This is a genomic window from Mesorhizobium sp. M8A.F.Ca.ET.057.01.1.1 (assembly GCF_003952565.1).
Taxonomy (GTDB): Bacteria; Pseudomonadota; Alphaproteobacteria; order Rhizobiales; family Rhizobiaceae; genus Mesorhizobium.
This window is the reverse complement of record NZ_CP034454.1, coordinates 1,393,742-1,411,215: the sequence shown is the minus strand read 5'-3', so window position 1 is coordinate 1,411,215 and position 17,474 is coordinate 1,393,742. Positions and strand designations below refer to the sequence as shown.

Genomic DNA, 17,474 nt, shown 5'->3' with positions numbered 1-17,474 from the left:
CGTCGATAAAAAAATCCGGCAGCTGCGGATTCGGTGTTCGTCAGTTGCGCCGGGTTAGCTTCCGTGTGTTTCTAGCCATCTCAGCACAAGCACTTCCTCCTCATCGAGACCGTCTATGGACCGCTTGCGCTTGTTGGCTTCCGCCATTTCGGCAAGCAGCCGTCCCTGCGACCAGGCCTCGAAAACCCGCGGATGGATATAGCATTTGCGGCAGACCGCGCGGGTATTGCCCAGCCGCTCGGCCACCTTGTCGATGACGCTGTTCATCACCCGCTTTCGCTGCGCCTGGCTTTCGGGCAGTTCCGTCTGCGCAAACAGCGACGCGGCGTGGATGGTGCCGCCCCAAGTGCGGAAATGCTTTGAACTGAACGCGTCGCCGACCGCTTCGCGTATATAGCGGTTGACGTCGTCGGAGCGCACGGGGCGCCTGTTGCCGTCCTCGTCGAGATATTGGAACAGCTTCTGCCCCGGCAGATCCTGCGCGCCCCGAACGATCCCGGCGATGCGGCGGTCGACCAGCTTCAATCTCCATTCCTTGCCGGACTTGCCCTTGAAGGCAAAGCGCAGGCTCGATCCCTTGATGTCGACATGCCGGTCCCGCAATGTCGTCAGGCCGAAGCTCTTGTTGTCGCGTGCATAGGCGGCATTGCCGACACGGATCATCGTGTTGTCGAGCAGCCAGACCACCGCGGCGACGACGCGTTCGAGGGGCAGACCGCGACGGCGCAGGTCGCTGTCGATCCTGCGCCGAAGGTCCGGCAGGCTTTGGGCGAAAGCGACGAGGCTCGAATATTTGGCGCCGTCGCGCTCCTCGGCCCATTGCGGATGATAGCGATACTGCTTGCGCCCCCGCTGATCCCTCCCCGTCGCCTGGATATGCCCGTTCGGATCGGGCGAAATCCAGACATCGGTCCAGGCCGGCGGAATGACGATCGCCGCGATGCGCGCCCTGGCGGCATCGGACACCGCTTTCCCCTCGGGTCCCCTGTAAGCAAATCCCTTGCCAGCCTTCAGCCGGCGGATGCCGGGCTCGGCATCGCTGACATAGGTCAGCGCGACATGCCTGGCTGAGCTTTGCCCCCCGTTCCGCGGCAATGCATCTGTCTCCGCCGACGGGCTGAGCGACAATCCTGATCTCTGCAGCATGTAAGCTCCACGCAAATACGCGTAGATAAGCTGCTGGTTGACTGCTGGTTCCACACGCCGTCTGCAAAGCAGGCGATCCTGCTGGCGTCGGCAACCTGGCGCGGCGCGAGGCCTACAACGCGCCCTGCATCTGGGTCAGCGGAAAGGACAGCCGCCGCCGCACCTTGAGCTTGAGCTTGTAGCGCAGGCAGCGCCAGGCTTCCGAACGCCGCTTCGGTGCGGCCGCGGCCACTGCCAGGAAGCGCGACGCGGTCTCCAGGTCGCCCCGCGCATAGTGGACGCGGGCGATCTTGAGCGCGACAAGGCCCTCCCTGGCTTTCAGTGCCGAAATCGGGATGCCGCAATCGGTGAGCATCCGCAGCTCCCGGCGCCAATCCAGGAAGCGGCGCGCCGGGTTGACCGTGAAGCGATCATCGGAGCGCTCCGCTGAAACTTCGTAAATCATGACCGGGCGCTGAACCATGGCCAGCGAGGCCTTGCTCATTAGCCGCGCCCAGAACAGCGTGTCCTCATCGAAGGCCAGCCCGACCGGGAACCGGGTCTCGCCGATGAGACGCCGGGAAGCCAGCACGCTGCCCACCGCCACCGAGCGTATATCCCCCTTCACATAGGCGGAGGCATTGGTGAGGCAGGCCGCGGTATATCCGTTTGGCACTTTGATCTGCCGGTCCTGGCCGTTCACCCTGCGCCGGAAGGCGCCGACGATCATGTCGGCCTTGGGCTGGTTTTCGGCTTGCGACAGCAAGGAGCGCAAGCCACCCTGAAGATGCAGGTCGTCGGCATCGATCAGGTAGACCCATGGATGAACCACCTCGTCGAGCGCCAGGTTGCGGGCGGCGCCGGCGTCGCGGCAATTGGCCGGCAGCATACGCAGCGGCAGGGAGGATCGCGCGGCCGCCTGCCGCGCTGCATCTGCCGTGCCATCGGTCGATTGATCGTCGACCAGCAGAATCTCGCCGATAAACCCGGCCTCTCCGCTGAGCGACGCCAGCGTTTTGGCAATCGTTGCCGCCGCATTGTGCGCGGGTATGACGACGCTGACAGTTTTCAATGACAAACCCGCACCTGTATGCAGCCGCTTAAGACTATTCTCCCTCGAAACGAATACAGACTAAAGCAATTCCAGGTAAAGTGCGAAACGGTTTTTCCGTCCGGAATTGCGCCAAATCAAGGGGTTAGAGCGGCTCGCCGTTTCCGTGAAACGGTGAACTCCTCCAATGGCCGCATCGATGTTTGAGAAGTCTCCTCCATCTTTCGCGGGCACTCGCGGCGCCGGGCAAGTTGGCGCGCCCGTTTTCACGCCTTTTCGAGCACCACCGGGATGACGTCGACAGCCTGCTCTCCGACCTGTCCGCCGGTCGTCTTCAGCACACCGACGATGGGCGCCACGTCCGAATAGTCGCGCCCGTAACCGACAGTGATATGGTCGTTGGAAGCCCGCATGCCGTTGGTCGGGTCGAACTCCTGCCAGCCGGCATCACGCCCGCACCAGACCTTGACCCAGGCATGCATGGCATCCGCGCCTTCCAGCCGGGGCTTGCCCTTGGGCGGAATGGTGCGCAGGAAGCCGCTGACATAGCCGGCCGGAATGCCGAGACCGCGCAGCCCGGCGATCATGATGTGGGAGAAATCCTGGCAGACCCCCGCTTTAGCCGGAAGGCATCGCTGGCCCGGGTCCGCACCGTGGTCGCCTCGCCATCATAGGTGAAATCGCGATAGATGCGGTTGCATAGGTCCGTCGCCGTCCCGGCGGCCGAGTTTCCGACGCTGTCTTGCGCGAATGCGGTGATCGCCGAATCGATGCCCGCATGGCTGCTGGCAGCCAGGAAATGGTGCGGCGAGCCGGGCGCCAGCGACCGCACAGCGGCCAGTTCCCGTCTGAGCCGGCCGATATCCGGCGACACGTCGAGCCCCGGCTCGGGCCGCGACACCGCCACGCGCGCGCTCATCCTTATGTCGAGCGCTTCATGCGCGTCTCGAAACGCGATCGAAGTGACGTTGTTGCCGAAAAAATCGGTGAAGTCGGATCGTTCGTTGGGCGCCGGCTCGAAGGAGAGCGAAGCGGCGATGACCCGCTGCACGCCGCTGATGGTCGGCGGCAGCACCCGCACCTGATGCCGGCCGCCGCCGGCAGCGGCGGCGTAGTCGTAATGGAGCAGAAGCCGGATGTCGTACAGCATGGCCATTGCTTTCTAGCCGAAATAGGCCTTGGCGAGGCTGTTGTAGAGGCCGCCGATTTCGCTGGCGAGTTCGTTCAGCGCCTTCGTCGTCATGTCAGCTGGTTCCTTGATGGCGATGGCCGTGTTGAGCTGCAGGATCTCCTTGGCCGCCGCCGACATATGCCCCTCGCTGCCTGTCGCTGGCAACAGCCCTATCTCGGCCTTCAGCCTTTCCAGTTGGAACAGGATGGAGCGTGGATTGAGCGGATCGAGCGCCAGGAGATCGATCACCGTGCGCCGGCCGGCCTGCACCGGATATTGCCGGCGATGGGTCATGACGCTGTCGCCGATCTCCAGCATCATGTCCAGCGCGCCATCCGGCGCCTTGCTGCCGGTCAGTCGGGCCAGCGTGCCGGCGATCTGGATGCCGCGCTCCAGCCGCCGGCCGATCTCGAGGAAGCGCCAGCCGGCGAAACGGTACATGTTCTCATGCAAAAGGCCTGAGAAGCCGGCAAGCTTGCGCAGGATGACAGTCATGGCCCGCGTCGCGTCGTCGCCGGGCGCCACGGTGGTAGCGAACTGATGGATGGTCTTCGACAAATCCTTGAGCGCCAGCCAGCCATCCGGCGAGAAACGATCGCGGATCTGCCCGGCGCTGTAGACGGCGCTGTCGAGCGTACCGATCAATCCTGACGGGATGGCCGTCTCGACATCGATGCCGAACGGTTCGAGATAGTCCCTGATGTCGGCCAGCAGCGGCATGTCGGGATCGGATGTTTCGGCGAGCCGCACATGATAGGCGCGCAGGATGCGCACCGTGTCTTCCGAACGTTCGATGTAGCGGCCGAGCCAGGTCAGGTTTTCCGCCGCGCGGCTGGGTAGGCTGCCCGGCCTGGTGCGGTTGAAGCTGTCGCCCTCTTGCGGCAGCAGCGTCTCGCGCTCGACCGGTTTTTCACTGACCACCCAGACATCGGCCGCCTGGCCGCCGCGCTGCATGGCGATCGCCGTCGGGTCGAGCGACAGGCCGACACGGGCGAACCCCCCGGCATCACCGTCCAGCCCTCGGGCGTGCGCGCCAGATAGACGCGCAGGCTCGCCGGCCGGGGCTCCAGCCAGCCGCCGACATAGACGGGCGTCGTCGAAAGCGTCACCGCTTCCTGGCCGACAAAGGCCTCGCCATCGCGTTCGATGCGCGCCACCAGTTCCGCCCGTTCCCCGACCGACAGCGCCGAGCCGAGCTTTGTCTGTCCGTCATCCTCAAAGGCAAGTCTTGTCGACAGCGCCGGGCCGACCACCATGCGATCGATATTGGCGAGCACATGGGCGCGCTCCGTCTCCTGCCCGCACCACCATGTCGCCACACTGGGCAAAAGCAGCTCCTCGCCCCACAATTCGCGCGCGATCTTGGGCAGGAAGGCAAGCAGCGCACGCGTTTCCATCAGGCCGGAACCCAGCGCATTGACAGTGGACACCGTGCCTTGCCGGATCGCTTCGACCAGGCCCGGCGTGCCGATCTGCGAATCCGGGCGCAGTTCGAGCGGATCGGCAAAGGCGGCGTCGAGCCGCCTCCACAGCACGCTGATCGGCATCAAGCCCGACACGGTGCGCACCATCAGCCTGCCGCCGGAAACGGTCAGGTCCTCGCCTTCGAGCAGCATGATGCCAAGGTAGCGGGCGATATAGGCGTGTTCATAGTAGGTTTCGTTGAGGGGTCCCGGCGTCAGGATGGCGACGCGGCCGTCGCTCTCCTTTGCCATGCCGATCAGAGCGTCGCGGAAGCGACGGAAGAAGCCGGCGAGCCGGTGCACATGCATGTCGCCATAGATATCGGACAAGGCGCGCGTGGTGGCGACGCGGTTCTCCAGCGCGAAGCCGGCGCCCGAAGGCGCCTGGGTGCGGTCGCCCAGCACCCACCAGCGGCCGTCCGAGCCTCGGCCGAGTTCGAAGGCGCAGAAGTGCAGGAAATGTCCCCCGGCCGGCCTGGTGCCGACCACGGGTCGCAAATATTCAGGGCTCGCCGCGATAAGCCCTGCCGGCAGGATGCCTTTTTCGATCAGCCGGTTCTGCCCATGGATATCGGCGACAATTTCCTCCAACAGGTCGGCGCGCTGCACCAGGCCGGCGCTGATCGCCTGCCACTCGCTGTCCTCGATGAGCACGGGAATATGCGCCAGCGGCCATTCGCGCTCGTTGGCGCCCGCCTTGTCATAGACGCGGTAGTAAACACCAGCGTCGCGCAGATACTGGTCGGCGCGGGCGAAGCGCTGACCGAGCTTTTCGGCTCCGAGTTCATCCAGCGCCTCGACAAAATGCTTCCAGACCGGACGGGGATTGCCCGAAGCGTCGACCATCTCGTCGACGACGCCGTCGATCGGCTGGTAGTGCTCCAGCAGGCTGTGGGCCTGCGGCTTGCCGCGTACCCTTTTGTGATTCCCCTTTGCCATGTCAGATCACAGTCTTGGTGGACGCCTGAGGTCAAGGGTCATCGGGAAATCTTCCGCCGGCTGTTCCTCGCGCAACACATAGCCGGACGGCGTATGGCCGCGCGGTTCGAAGCGGGCGAGCCGCCGTGCCTCCGCCTCGTTGCCGTTGACCGGGAAAGTGTCGTAGTTGCGCCCACCGGGATGCGCGACATGGTAGACGCAGCCGCCAACCGCCCTGCCGGACCAGCGGTCATAGACGTCGAACACCAGCGGCGTGTTGACCGGCAGCGCGGGATGCAGCCCCGAGGCCGGCTGCCAGGCCTTGAAGCGCACGCCCGCCACCGCGACCTCCCTGTCGTCGGTAACCCTCATCGGCACGATGCGGCCGTTGCAGACGATCGCATGGCGCTCCGGATTGAGACCTTCGGCCTTGACCTGCAGCCGTTCGACCGAGGAATCGACGAAACGCACCGTGCCGCCGATCGCGCCCTGCTCGCCCATCACATGCCACGGCTCCAGCGCTTGCCTGAGCTCCAGCTTGATGCCGGCATGCTGGACTTCGCCGCAGAAGGGAAAGCGGAATTCAAGCTGGGCGTCGAACCATTCGGGCCGAAACTCGAAGCCGCTGAGCTTGAGGTCGTCGAGCACGTCGAGAAAGTCCGCCCAGACATAGTGCGGCAGCATGAAGCGGTCATGCAGCGAGGTGCCCCAGCGCACGAAACGTCCGTCGAGCGGATTCTTCCAGGCGCGTGCGATGATCGCCCTGACCAGCAATTGCTGCGCCAGAGACATGCGCGCATTGGGTGGCATCTCGAACCCACGGAATTCGACAAGGCCAAGCCGGCCAGTTGGGCCATCCGGGGAAAACAGCTTGTCGATGCAGATTTCCGATCGGTGCGTGTTGCCGGTGACGTCGGTCAACAGATTGCGGAACAGGCGGTCGACCAGCCATGGCAGAGGTGGATTGCCCAGGTCGGGATGCGGCACCTGCGCCATCGCGATTTCGAGCTCATAGAGCGAATCGTGCCGCGCTTCGTCGAAGCGCGGTGCCTGGCTGGTCGGGCCGATGAACAGGCCGGAGAACAAATAGGACAGCGAGGGACGCCGCTGCCATTGCAGCACCAGGCTTTTCAGCAGATCGGGCCGGCGCAGGAACGGGCTGTCGTTGGGCGTAGCGCCGCCGACCACGACATGGTTGCCGCCGCCGGTACCGGTGTGGCGGCCGTCGATCATGAACTTGTCGGCGCCAAGCCGCGTCTGCCGCGCCTCCTCGTAGATCGCCGTCGTGGTCGCCACGCAATCCTGCCAATTCGAGGCGGGATGAATGTTGACCTCGATGACGCCGGGATCGGGTGCTACGCGGATGACATTGAGGCGCGGATCGTGCGGTGGGCCGTAGCCCTCGATATGCACGGGAAGACCTATCGCCTTTGCCGCGTTCTCGGCAGCGGCCACGAGTTCGAGATAGTCTTCCAGCGCCTCGACCGGCGGCATGAAAACGCATAGCCTTCCGTCACGCGGTTCGACCGAAAGTGCCGTGCGCACCGCGCCGCCGATCTCGGTGATCTCCTGCTCGACCCGGTCCTGCTGACCGGTCGTCGCCGTGAACGAGGCTGCCTGCTGGCGGCGGGCCATTTCGTCGGCGCCTTCCAGTTCGGCCGGAGCGGCCGTCGGCAAGATCGCCTCGCGCACGGGCAGCGGGCCACGCGGCAGCGACGGATCAACAGGCACGATGTAGGGGAATTGCGCCGGCGGCACATAGGGCAGCGTTCCCAACGGCAGACGATAGCCGACCGGCGAATCGCCGGGAACCAGGAACAACCGGCCGCGCCGCGTCGTCCATTTTTCCGACCGCCAGCGCTGGCCGGACGCCTGGCTGTTCCAGCGCTGAACCGGCAGCACATAGCCGGACGGCTTGGTCAGCCCGCGCTCGAACACCTTCGCCATGCGGCTGCGCTCTTCCGGGTCTTCCAGCTTGGAGTTGGACGGGTCGACATTCTCGGGCAGCTTGCCTTCCTTGAGCAGCCATTCGGCTGGGTCCTCATAGGCTTCGCTGACCATGGAGGTGTCGATGCCGAGCTCGCCTGCGATCGCCGTCAGCAGGCTTTCGGCCTGTTTCGGCCCAATATCGGCCGAGCTTTTCTCACGCGCGATCAGCGACGGGTCGCTCCACACCGGCTCGCCATCGGCGCGCCAGTAGAGCGAAAACGTCCAGCGCGGCAGGCTTTCACCGGGATACCATTTGCCCTGGCCGTAATGCAGAAAGCCGCCCGGAGCGAAACGCTCGCGCAGCCGGCGGATCAGCGCGTCGGCCTTTTCGCGCTTGGTCGGGCCGACGGCGGCCGTGTTCCACTCGGCGGATTCGAAATCATCGATCGACACGAAGGTCGGTTCGCCGCCCATCGTCAGCCGCACATCGCCGTCCGCGAGCGCGGCATCGACCTTGTTGCCGAGCGCGTCGAGCGCCTGCCAGCTTTCATCCGAGAACGGCTTGGTGATGCGCGGATGTTCGGCGATGCGATCGACCCGCATGTCGAAGCCGAACTCGACATTGGCAAAGCTCGCCATGCCCGAAATTGGTGCCGCATTGCGAAAATGCGGCGTGGCGGCCAGCGGCACATGGCTTTCGCCGGTGAGCAGGCCGGAGGTCGGGTCGAAGCCGATCCACCCGGCGCCGGGAAGATAGACCTCGCACCAGGCATGCAGATCGGTGAAATCGACCGATGTGCCGGCCGGCCCGTCCAGCGCGACAAGGTCGGGCTTGAGCTGGATCAGATAGCCAGAGACGAAGCGCGCGGCGATGCCGAGATTGCGCAGGATCTGCACCAGCAGCCAGCTCGAATCGCGGCACGAGCCCTTGCCCGCGGCCAGCGTTTCCTCCGGCGAGAACACGCCGGTCTCCATGCGCACGATATAGGCAATCTCGCGCTGCAGCCTTGCATTGAGGTCGACCAGGAAATTGACCGTGTTGGGCGCGCTGCGATCAACGGATTCCAGGAAAGCCTGGAGAAGCGGCCCCGCCGGCTCCGGTGTCCGGTAGATGGCGAGATCATCCCTGATTTCCTCGGGATAATCGAACGGGAACGCCTCCGCCGACGGTTCGACGAAGAAGTCGAACGGATTGTAGACGGTCATGTCGGCGACGAGGTCGACCTCGATCTTCAGCTCCGTCACCGGCTCGGGAAAGACGAACCGGGCGAGGAAATTGCCGTAGGGGTCCTGCTGCAGATTGACGAAATGGTTCGTCGGCTCGACCTTGAGCGAATGGCTCAGCACCTTGGTGCGGGAATGCGGTGCAGGCTGAAGCCTGATGATTTGAGGGCCGAGCACCACCGGCCGGTCATATTTGTAGTGGGTCAGGTGGTAGACGGCTGCCAGAATTGCCATGGGGCCCCGGGATCGGCGTTTAGCTGGCCGAACCCTGACACATCTGGCCGCCATTCTCCAAGCGGATGTTGCGGCGCACCTAAATTAAACAACCCGTTGCCGGCTTAAAGTCGCTCAAAAGAACGCCTGTATCCCCGTCTGCGCCCGTCCAAGGATCAGCGCGTGCACGTCATGCGTGCCCTCATAGGTGTTGACGGTCTCAAGGTTCTGCGCGTGGCGCATGACGTGGTAGCCGATCTGGATGCCGTTGCCGCCATGCATGTCGCGGGCCTGGCGGGCGATGTCGAGCGCCTTGCCGCAATTGTTGCGCTTGACGATGGAGATCATCTCCGGCGCCATCTTGCCCTCGTCGAGCAGGCGCCCGACGCGCAAGGATGCCTGCAGCCCAAGCGCGATCTCTGTTTGCATGTCGGCTAGCTTCTTCTGGTAAAGCTGGGTGCCGGCCAGCGGCTTGCCGAACTGCTTGCGGTCGAGGCCATACTGGCGGGCGCGATGCCAGCAATCTTCCGCCGCTCCCATCGAGCCCCAGGAAATGCCGAAGCGGGCCCGGTTGAGGCAACCGAACGGTCCGCCGAGGCCCTTGGCGTTGGGCAGCAGTGCGTCCTCGCCGACCTCGACGCCTTCCATCACCACTTCGCCGGTGATCGAAGCGCGCAGCGACAGCTTGCCGCCGATCTTCGGGGCCGAAAGCCCCTTCATGCCCTTTTCCAGCACGAAACCGCGGATCTCGTCCTTGCCGTTCTCGCCCTTCACCTTCGCCCAGACGACGAACACGTCGGCGACCGGCGCATTGGAAATCCACATCTTGGAGCCGGTCAGCCTGTAGCCGCTGGCGGTCTTCTCGGCGCGGGTCTTCATGCCGCCGGGGTCGGAGCCGGCATCCGGCTCGGTCAGGCCGAAACAGCCGATCCATTCGCCGCTGGCGAGCTTCGGCAGGTATTTCTTGCGCTGTTCATCGGAGCCATAGGCATAGATCGGATACATCACCAGCGACGACTGCACCGACATCATCGAGCGGTAGCCGGAATCGACGCGTTCGACTTCCCGCGCCACCAGCCCATAGGTGACATAGTTTGCGCCGAGGCCGCCGAATTCCTCCGGGATGTTGATGCCGAGCAGGCCGGCCTCGCCCATCTCGCGGAAGATCGCCGTGTCGAAAGTCTCGTTGAGATACGCTTCCTCGATGCGCGGCGCGAGCTTGTCGGCGGCAAAGGCGGCAGCGCCGTCGCGCACCATGCGCTCGTCTTCCGAAAGCTGGTCCTCGATCAGGAACGGGTCTTCCCAGACGAATGCATTCTTGTCGGCGGCCATGGCTTTTCGATCCTTCGAAGGGTGAAGTCCGGCTTATCGACCCGTGGCTTGAAAAAATCAAACGAAATTGCTTCGCCGATCAATGAGCGTTAGGAATGGATCATGAGTGTCCAGCGCCGCCTTTTGCCCAACATCAGTGCCCTCGCCGCCTTCGAGGCGGTGGCCCGGCTCGGCTCCTTCACCGCCGCTGCCCAGGAGCTGGATTTGACCCAGGGTGCGGTCAGCCGGCAGATCAGGCTGTTGGAGGATCAGTTCGGCCGCCGATTGTTCGAGCGCGACAGCCGCAACGTCCGCCTGTCGACGGCAGGCGAAATCTATGCCGAGACGGTGCGTTCCGCGCTTGGCCAGTTGCGCGATGCAGCGCTCGGATTGATGAGCAATCAGCATAGCGGCATCCTGAACCTGGCCATATTGCCGACCTTCGGCACGCGCTGGCTGATGCCGATGATCCCCGATTTCGTCGAAAGCAATCCCGACATAACCATCAACTTCGTCACCCGTGTCGGCCGCTTCGACTTCGCCAGGGAGAGGCTGGATGCGGCCATCCACTACGGCCTGCCGGACTGGCCGGAAGCCGACTCGACGCTTCTGGTGCGCGAAACGGTGGCGCCGGTGGTGTCGCCCGAATTCCTCGCCGGCCGCGCCATCGCCACGCCGGCCGACATCGGCCGTTTGCCGCTGCTGCACATGACGACACGCCCCGGCGCCTGGACGGAATGGTTCGAGCATCAGGGCCTGAGCGCTCCGACCGGACCCGGAATGCAGTTCGAACAGTTCGGCACAGCTGCCCAGGCCTGCATGGCGGGGCTCGGCGTGGCGCTGTTGCCGCAGCTCCTCATCGAGGGTGAATTACAGCGCGGCCAGCTTGTGCCAGCGCCCGGCCAGCCGATGCAAAGCCGCAGCGCCTATTACCTCGTCGTTCCCCAAGACAAGCGCGGCTATCCACCGGTTGCCAGTTTTCGAGACTGGCTGCTGGGCCGGCTCGAGAAGGAGCCGGCTGTTCTGGCGTGGTAGCTACTTGCGCTTCAGCGCGTCCGCCAGCGCCGCGCCAAACGCACCTTGCTGTGCCGGCCGCTCCGGCTGGCGCTGCGGCGCCGGCGAGCGTGGCGCCGGCCTGCCGCCGTCATTGTCGCGCGGTCCGCTCTTCGATGCGCCGCCCTCGCCGCCATCCCTGCGCATGGACAGCGCGATGCGCTTGCGCTTGATGTCGACATCGACGACGCGCACCTTGACCACGTCGCCGGCCTTGACCACCTCATGCGCGTCCTTGATGAAACGGTCGGCAAGCTGCGAGACATGCACCAGCCCGTCCTGGTGGACGCCGATATCGACGAAGGCGCCAAACGCCGCGACGTTGGTAACCGTCCCTTCCAGCAGCATACCGGGCTTCAGATCCTTGATGTCGTCGACGCCGTCGGCGAAGGTCGCGGTCTTGAAGCCGGGGCGCGGGTCGCGGCCGGGCTTTTCCAGTTCCGCCAGGATGTCACGCACCGTCGGCAGACCGAAACGCTCGTCGACGAAGACGCGCGGGTCGAGGGCCTTGAGTGCGGCGCTGTCGCCCATCAGCGAACGCACGTCGCGGCCGCATGCAGCGACAATCTTCTTGGCCACGCCATAGGCTTCTGGATGCACCGACGAGGCATCGAGCGGCTCGCTGCCATTGGCAATGCGCAGGAAGCCGGCGGACTGTTCGAACGCGCGCGGCCCGAGCCGCGCCACCTTGAGCAGCTCCTTGCGGCTGGCGAATGGTCCGGTCGCATCGCGATGCGCGACAATGGCTTCGGCGAGAGACGCGCCGAGGCCCGAGACGCGCGCCAGCAACGGCGCCGAGGCGGTGTTGAGATCAACTCCGACCGCGTTGACGGCATCCTCCACGACAGCTTCCAGCGAGCGGCCGAGCCGGTATTGGTCGACATCGTGCTGATACTGGCCGACACCGATGGATTTCGGCTCGATCTTGACCAGCTCGGCCAGCGGGTCCTGCAGGCGCCGCGCGATGGACACCGCGCCGCGCAGCGACACATCGAGGCCGGGAAACTCTGCCGCCGCCGCCGCCGAGGCCGAATAGACCGAGGCACCCGCCTCGCTGACGATCACCTTGAGCGGCTTCGGGCCTGCCCCCGCGGGCATGTCGGACAGCATGTCGGCCACCAGCTTTTCCGTTTCGCGGCTGCCGGTGCCGTTGCCGATCGAGATCAGCTCGACCTTGTGCTGGCGGATCAGCGCGGCAAGTTCGGCCTGCGTGCCACGCACATCGTTCTTCGGCGGAAACGGATAGACCGTCGTCGTCGCCACCAGCTTGCCGGTGCCATCCACCACCGCAACCTTGACGCCGGTTCGGATGCCGGGGTCGAGCCCCATCGTCGGCCGCGAGCCGGCAGGTGCCGCCAGCAGCAGATCCTTCAGATTGCGGGCAAAGACGTGGATCGCCTCTTCCTCCGCCCGTTCGCGCAGGTCGCGCATCAGATCGAGCGTCAGGTGCAGCGATAGTTTTATCCGCCAGGTCCAACCGGCGACCTCCATCAGCCAGCGGTCGCCCGGCAGGCTGCCGCCGATGGCATAGGCGTTGGCGATCATCCGCTCGACCGGCTTCACCGGCGAGGTGTCATCCGCGTCGACCTCGATGTCCAGCGACAGCACTTCCTCGTTGCGGCCGCGCAGCATGGCCAGCGCGCGGTGGCTTGGCGCCGCGGACCATCGCTCGACATGGTCGAAATAGTCCGAGAATTTCGCGCCCGCCTCCTGCTTGCCGTCGACCACCCTGGCGCGCAGGAAGGCGCGCTCCTTCATGTAGGTCCGCAGCTTGCCGACCAGATCGGCATTTTCCGCGAACTGCTCCGACAGGATGTCGCGCGCGCCCTCGAGCGCCGCCTTGGCGTCGGCCACCTCCTCGGTGATGTAGGCCAACGCCACCTCAGCGGGCACCAGAGCGCGGTCGTTGAGAATGGCTTCGGCCAGCGGCCCCAACCCGCGCTCCCTGGCGATTTCGGCCTTGGTGCGGCGCTTCGGCTTGTAGGGCAGGTATATGTCTTCCAACTCCGCCTTGGTGGCGGCCGCCGCGATCTTGGCTTCCAGGTCCTGCGTCAGCTTGCCTTGTTCGCGGATCGAGCCAAGGATGGTGTCGCGGCGCGCGTCGAGCTCGCGCAGATAAGCGAGCCGCTCGGCAAGGTCGCGCAGCTGCGTGTCGTCCAGCCCGCCGGTCACTTCCTTGCGGTAGCGCGCCACGAACGGCACCGTCGCACCCTCATCGAGCAGTCCGATCGCCGCGACCGCCTGTTCGGGCCGCGCCTTGATTTCGGCCGCGATGATGGCTGCGATGCGCTTGATGTCGGATGCCATGTCATTCCCACACTTTTCGAAAAGAGCGGCGACCATAGGCGCAGCCTTTCGGTCCGCCAACCACCCGCGCATCCATCAGCCCTGCGGGTCCACAGGAAAGCGGGCGCCGATTGGGCGCTCAGGCACGGCCCAAGGTGTGTTGAGATTCAGGTCAGGCCGGCATCACCTGAATATCAGCACACCTTAGACCATCCGGCTCAGCGCCTCGAAAAACGCGACGATCTCGACATCCAGCGGATCGTCGACGGGCTCCGGCTGCGACGACATCTTGGCGATCACCACTTCGGTCCTGGGATCGACATAAAGCCACTGGCCATGGATGCCGATGCCGCAATAAGCGCCATTTTCGAAGCCGGTCTGATACCATTTGTTGCGGTAGCGGCCCTTCGGGAACAACGGCAGCATGGCACCGCGCTGCCAGGCTTCCGAGCTGCCCCCGGTGACCGTGGTGTCGCGCACCCAGGCTTCGGGCACGATGCGGCGGCCATTGGCCGTGCCGCCTTGCCGCATCATCTCGCCAATGCGCGCCAGGTCACGCGGCGTCACCGAAATGCCGCCGGCGGTGCGTGCCGTGCCTTCCATGTCGACGCCGATCGAGGCTTCGCTGACGGCGCCGAGCGGCAGCCACAGCTTCTCACGCATCAGATCGGGGAAGCGCTGTCCCGACGGCCGCTCCAGCAGCAGGCCGAGCAGGTCGGAATTGGGTGAGCGGTAGCGGAAGGTCTGGCCATGCGGCTCGGCAAGCCGCTGCAGGGTCAGGATGAATTCGCGCAGGCTTTCGGTGCCGCCGCCGGGATTCCACAGCGTGGCGCGGCGATAGCGGGCGAAGGCGCTTTCCGGATCGAGATAGGCCTCCTCGAAATCGAGGCTGACGCTCATGTCGAGCACATGCCGTGCGCTCGCATCGCCATAAGCCGAACCGGCGGCTTCGGGGATATAGTGCGTCACCGGCGCCTTGGGATCGAACACCCCCTCGCCTTCCAGTATGCCGGCGATGATGGCGGTCACCGATTTGCTGACCGAGAAGATGATGTGGCGGGCACCGAAATCCATATGCGGGGCGAACCAGTCACCTATGACCTTGCCGCCTTTCATCACCGTCAGCGCGTCGGTGCTGGAGCGCAAGAGGAATTCGGACACCGTCTCTGGCGCACCGGCAACCGAAACCTTTTCCCCGAGCAAGCCGCCCAAATCCCGCACAGGAGCTTCGACGACGCCCGGTGATGCAGCCACGCGTGCCGTCGGCACCAGTTCGCCGAGATTCTGGAATGACCACCGGTTGAACGGGTTCTCGCGCCAGTTGCCGAGCAGCACCTCGTTGCGGCGGAAGCCGTAGCGGGTCTCGAACGCGGTCTTGCCGGTCATGGCGTTTCCTCCCAGTCTTTTCTTTCTTGAGGTTCAGGCGAGCGCCGCGGCGATGGCGTGCACGGCCTTCAGCGTTGCCGCGGAATAGGCCATGTTGCTGAAATCCGGGTAGGTCGACAGCTTCACCACCACCATTCCTGTGTTCCAGTCGATGTGGATCAACTGCCCGAACACTCCCCGGCACATCAGTGCCCGCGACCTGGAATTCTCGATCCAGAACTGGTTGCGGTAGCTGCCATCGGGCAGGCTGGCCGAGAAATCCGGACCATGCTTGCCCGTGCGCGTTGCCTCGATCCAGTCGGCTGGCACGATGCCGCCGCCATTGTCGAGGATCAGCTGGCCAAAGCGCGCGTAGTCGCGCAGCGTCGCGTTGAAGCCGCCATCGGCCAGCGCGTAGCCGGCGCTGTCGACGGTGAAGCAGGCGCTTTCGTCGGCGCCGAGCTTTTGCCAGAGTTCCTCGGAAACCAGTTGCGCCAGCCGCTTGCCGGTCACCCGCTCCATGATGAAGGCGAGCACATCCGTCTCGATCGAGCGGTATTCGAACTGAGCGCCGTGCGGGCGCACGGTCTCTTTCAAGCCCAGGATCAGCTCGAACATGTGTGAGGGCCAGCGGAAATCCGGATCGCTGCCCGGTGGCACCGGCTTCCAGCCGGTGGCGACATCGACCTGACCGATGTTTGAATAGCGGTCGGTATATTCCTCGGAGAACCGCACGCCGGTGGTCATATCCAGCACATGCTGGACGCTGGCGCCGGCCCAGCCCGTGGCGCCAAGCTCCGGCAAATAATCGGTGACCGGCCTGGCCGGATCGATCAGGCCGCGTCCGGCCAGTATGCCGAACACCGAGCCGGTGACCGACTTGGCCATCGACTGCGACAGATGCAGCGTGCGCTCGTCCATGCCGTTGAAATAGCGCTCATAGGCTATCCTGCCGTGCTTGAGCACCAGGAAGCCGTCCGTATAGGTCTCGTCGAGCAAGCCGGCGAGCGTCGAAGGCCTGCCCTCGCTGTCCTCGACCGCCAACCTGTCGAGATCGACCTCGGCGCGTTCGAGACGGTGGCGGTGACCAGTGCCGCGCCAGACTTCGGCGGTCGGCAGAATTTCCCTGATGTGCTGGAAAGCCCAGCGGTTCCAGGGCGGCCTGTCCCAGTCGAGCCTTGGCGGCACCATGGCCGGCGGCGAGCCCTGCATGATCGGCGGCCGCGCATCGCTGTTGCGATAGGAGTCCATGAAAGGCAATTCCCGGAAAAGAAAAGGCCCGGCGGCATATGCCACCGGGCCTCTTGGGGTTCTGTGATTACTTCTGCAGTTCCGTCCAGATCTTGGTGTAGAGTTCCTGCGTCTCTGGCGCGCACATCTGCTGCAGTTCACCAAGCGGCTTGGCGTCGGCGGGAATGACGACTTCCGGAGCGTCCTTCATGTCGGCCGGCATATACTTGTCCGAACCGGTGATGGCATTGGCGTAACGGTGGAAGGCCGACAGGCCCGCCGCGTTTTCCGGATCCATGATGAAGTTCTGGAACAGCTTGGCGTTCTCGACGTTCTTGGCTTCCTTGAGCACGACGACGTTGTCGCTCCACAGGCCATAGCCTTCCTTCGGATAGTTGAAGTGGATGGCCGGGTTGGCCAGGCGCTGGCGCAGCGCCGAGCCATTCCAGTCGCTGGTTGCCTTGAAGTCGCCGGCGCCCATCTTCTCGATGGTGTTGTATTCCATGGCGATCCAGTTCGGCTTGGCCGCCACCAGGAGATCACGCACCTTCTTCAGCACCGCCTTGTCGTTGGTGCACTGCTGGCCGCCGACATACTTGATCGCGGCAAACATCACGTCGCCCATCTCCGGCACGACGTTGACCTTGCCCTTCAACTCGTCGGGCGTGTTGAAGACGATGCCCCAGGTGTTGGCCGGGCCTTTGTAGGCGTCGGTATTGACGACGACACCGATCGTGCCCCAGGCCCACGGAACAGTGTATTTACGGCCGGGATCGAAGTCGGGATTGGCCCATTCCGGCGCGATGTTCTTGGCGTTCTCCATCTGGCCCGGGTCGGTCTCCTGGACGAGGCCTTCCTTGATCCAGATCGGCACGTAGGTCTGCGAGGGCACCGCTATGTCGAAGCCGGTGCCGCCCTGGCGAACCTTGGCCAGCGCCGTATCGTTGGAATCATAATCGGTGATCGTCACCTTGACGTTGTATTTGGCTTCGAACTTCTTGATCACGTCGGGGCTGGTGTAGTTGCCCCAATTGTAGATGTTGAGCACGCCATCGGCGCGGGCGAGGCCCGTCGAAGCGAGCAGCGCCAGCCCCATGGCGGTCGCTGTGGTTTTCCAGTTCATCGTTCTAACTCC

Annotated in this window: 9 protein-coding genes and 2 pseudogenes; 1 reads left to right on the top strand and 10 read right to left on the bottom strand. The window is 64.6% G+C overall.

The features are described from left to right. Positions 1-54: 54 nt before the first annotated feature. The 6 genes and pseudogenes from EJ077_RS06255 to EJ077_RS06230 form a co-directional block, all read right to left on the bottom strand. Positions 55-1,146 (bottom strand): DNA topoisomerase IB, encoded by a 1,092-nt coding sequence (locus EJ077_RS06255; RefSeq protein ID WP_208700497.1) that lies wholly within the window; start codon positions 1,144-1,146, stop codon positions 55-57. Positions 1,147-1,258: 112 nt separating this feature from the next. Then, a complete protein-coding gene (locus tag EJ077_RS06250) occupies positions 1,259-2,197 on the bottom strand; it encodes a glycosyltransferase family 2 protein (protein ID WP_208700495.1) in 939 nt (312 codons plus the stop codon). Between the two features lie 245 nt (positions 2,198-2,442). Beyond that, a pseudogene (locus tag EJ077_RS06245) lies at positions 2,443-3,326 on the bottom strand (transglutaminase N-terminal domain-containing protein). A 12-nt stretch (positions 3,327-3,338) separates the two neighbouring features. Beyond that, positions 3,339-5,749: pseudogene (locus EJ077_RS06240) on the bottom strand (circularly permuted type 2 ATP-grasp protein). Positions 5,750-5,755: 6 nt separating this feature from the next. Further along, entirely contained in the window at positions 5,756-9,115 is a 3,360-nt protein-coding gene (locus EJ077_RS06235) for a DUF2126 domain-containing protein (RefSeq protein ID WP_208700493.1), read from the bottom strand. 114 nt (positions 9,116-9,229) lie between these two features. After that, positions 9,230-10,426 (bottom strand): acyl-CoA dehydrogenase, encoded by a 1,197-nt coding sequence (locus tag EJ077_RS06230; protein ID WP_208700491.1) that lies wholly within the window; start codon positions 10,424-10,426, stop codon positions 9,230-9,232. A gap of 102 nt (positions 10,427-10,528) precedes the next feature. Here EJ077_RS06230 and EJ077_RS06225 point away from each other — a divergent pair, with 102 nt between their 5' ends. Next, on the top strand, positions 10,529-11,440 hold the full coding sequence (locus tag EJ077_RS06225; RefSeq protein WP_208700489.1) for a LysR family transcriptional regulator: 912 nt from the start codon (positions 10,529-10,531) through the stop codon (positions 11,438-11,440). Here EJ077_RS06225 and EJ077_RS06220 read toward each other — a convergent pair whose 3' ends face one another. The 4 genes from EJ077_RS06220 to EJ077_RS06205 all read right to left on the bottom strand — a co-directional run bounded on the left by EJ077_RS06220 (position 11,441) and on the right by EJ077_RS06205 (position 17,462). Beyond that, on the bottom strand, positions 11,441-13,765 hold the full coding sequence (locus EJ077_RS06220; protein ID WP_208700487.1) for a Tex family protein: 2,325 nt from the start codon (positions 13,763-13,765) through the stop codon (positions 11,441-11,443). 183 nt (positions 13,766-13,948) lie between these two features. Next, the gene (locus EJ077_RS06215) at positions 13,949-15,130 is read right to left on the bottom strand and encodes a serine hydrolase domain-containing protein (RefSeq protein ID WP_208700485.1); all 1,182 of its coding nucleotides are present in this window, start codon (positions 15,128-15,130) and stop codon (positions 13,949-13,951) included. Positions 15,131-15,163: 33 nt separating this feature from the next. Then, entirely contained in the window at positions 15,164-16,360 is a 1,197-nt protein-coding gene (locus EJ077_RS06210; protein WP_208700483.1) for a serine hydrolase domain-containing protein, read from the bottom strand. Positions 16,361-16,427: 67 nt separating this feature from the next. Next, the gene (locus EJ077_RS06205) at positions 16,428-17,462 is read right to left on the bottom strand and encodes an extracellular solute-binding protein (RefSeq protein WP_208700481.1); all 1,035 of its coding nucleotides are present in this window, start codon (positions 17,460-17,462) and stop codon (positions 16,428-16,430) included. Positions 17,463-17,474: the final 12 nt, after the last annotated feature.

What these genes read in the sequence shown, in the direction of transcription:
- EJ077_RS06210 (WP_208700483.1), bottom strand. Translation starts at nt 16,360, where the DNA reads ATGGACTCCTATCGCAACAGCGATGCGCGGCCGCCGATCATGCAGGGC.
- EJ077_RS06255 (WP_208700497.1), bottom strand. Translation starts at nt 1,146, where the DNA reads ATGCTGCAGAGATCAGGATTGTCGCTCAGCCCGTCGGCGGAGACAGAT.
- EJ077_RS06235 (WP_208700493.1), bottom strand. Translation starts at nt 9,115, where the DNA reads ATGGCAATTCTGGCAGCCGTCTACCACCTGACCCACTACAAATATGAC.
- EJ077_RS06205 (WP_208700481.1), bottom strand. Translation starts at nt 17,462, where the DNA reads ATGAACTGGAAAACCACAGCGACCGCCATGGGGCTGGCGCTGCTCGCT.
- EJ077_RS06230 (WP_208700491.1), bottom strand. Translation starts at nt 10,426, where the DNA reads ATGGCCGCCGACAAGAATGCATTCGTCTGGGAAGACCCGTTCCTGATC.
- EJ077_RS06215 (WP_208700485.1), bottom strand. Translation starts at nt 15,130, where the DNA reads ATGACCGGCAAGACCGCGTTCGAGACCCGCTACGGCTTCCGCCGCAAC.
- EJ077_RS06220 (WP_208700487.1), bottom strand. Translation starts at nt 13,765, where the DNA reads ATGGCATCCGACATCAAGCGCATCGCAGCCATCATCGCGGCCGAAATC.
- EJ077_RS06225 (WP_208700489.1), top strand. Translation starts at nt 10,529, where the DNA reads ATGAGTGTCCAGCGCCGCCTTTTGCCCAACATCAGTGCCCTCGCCGCC.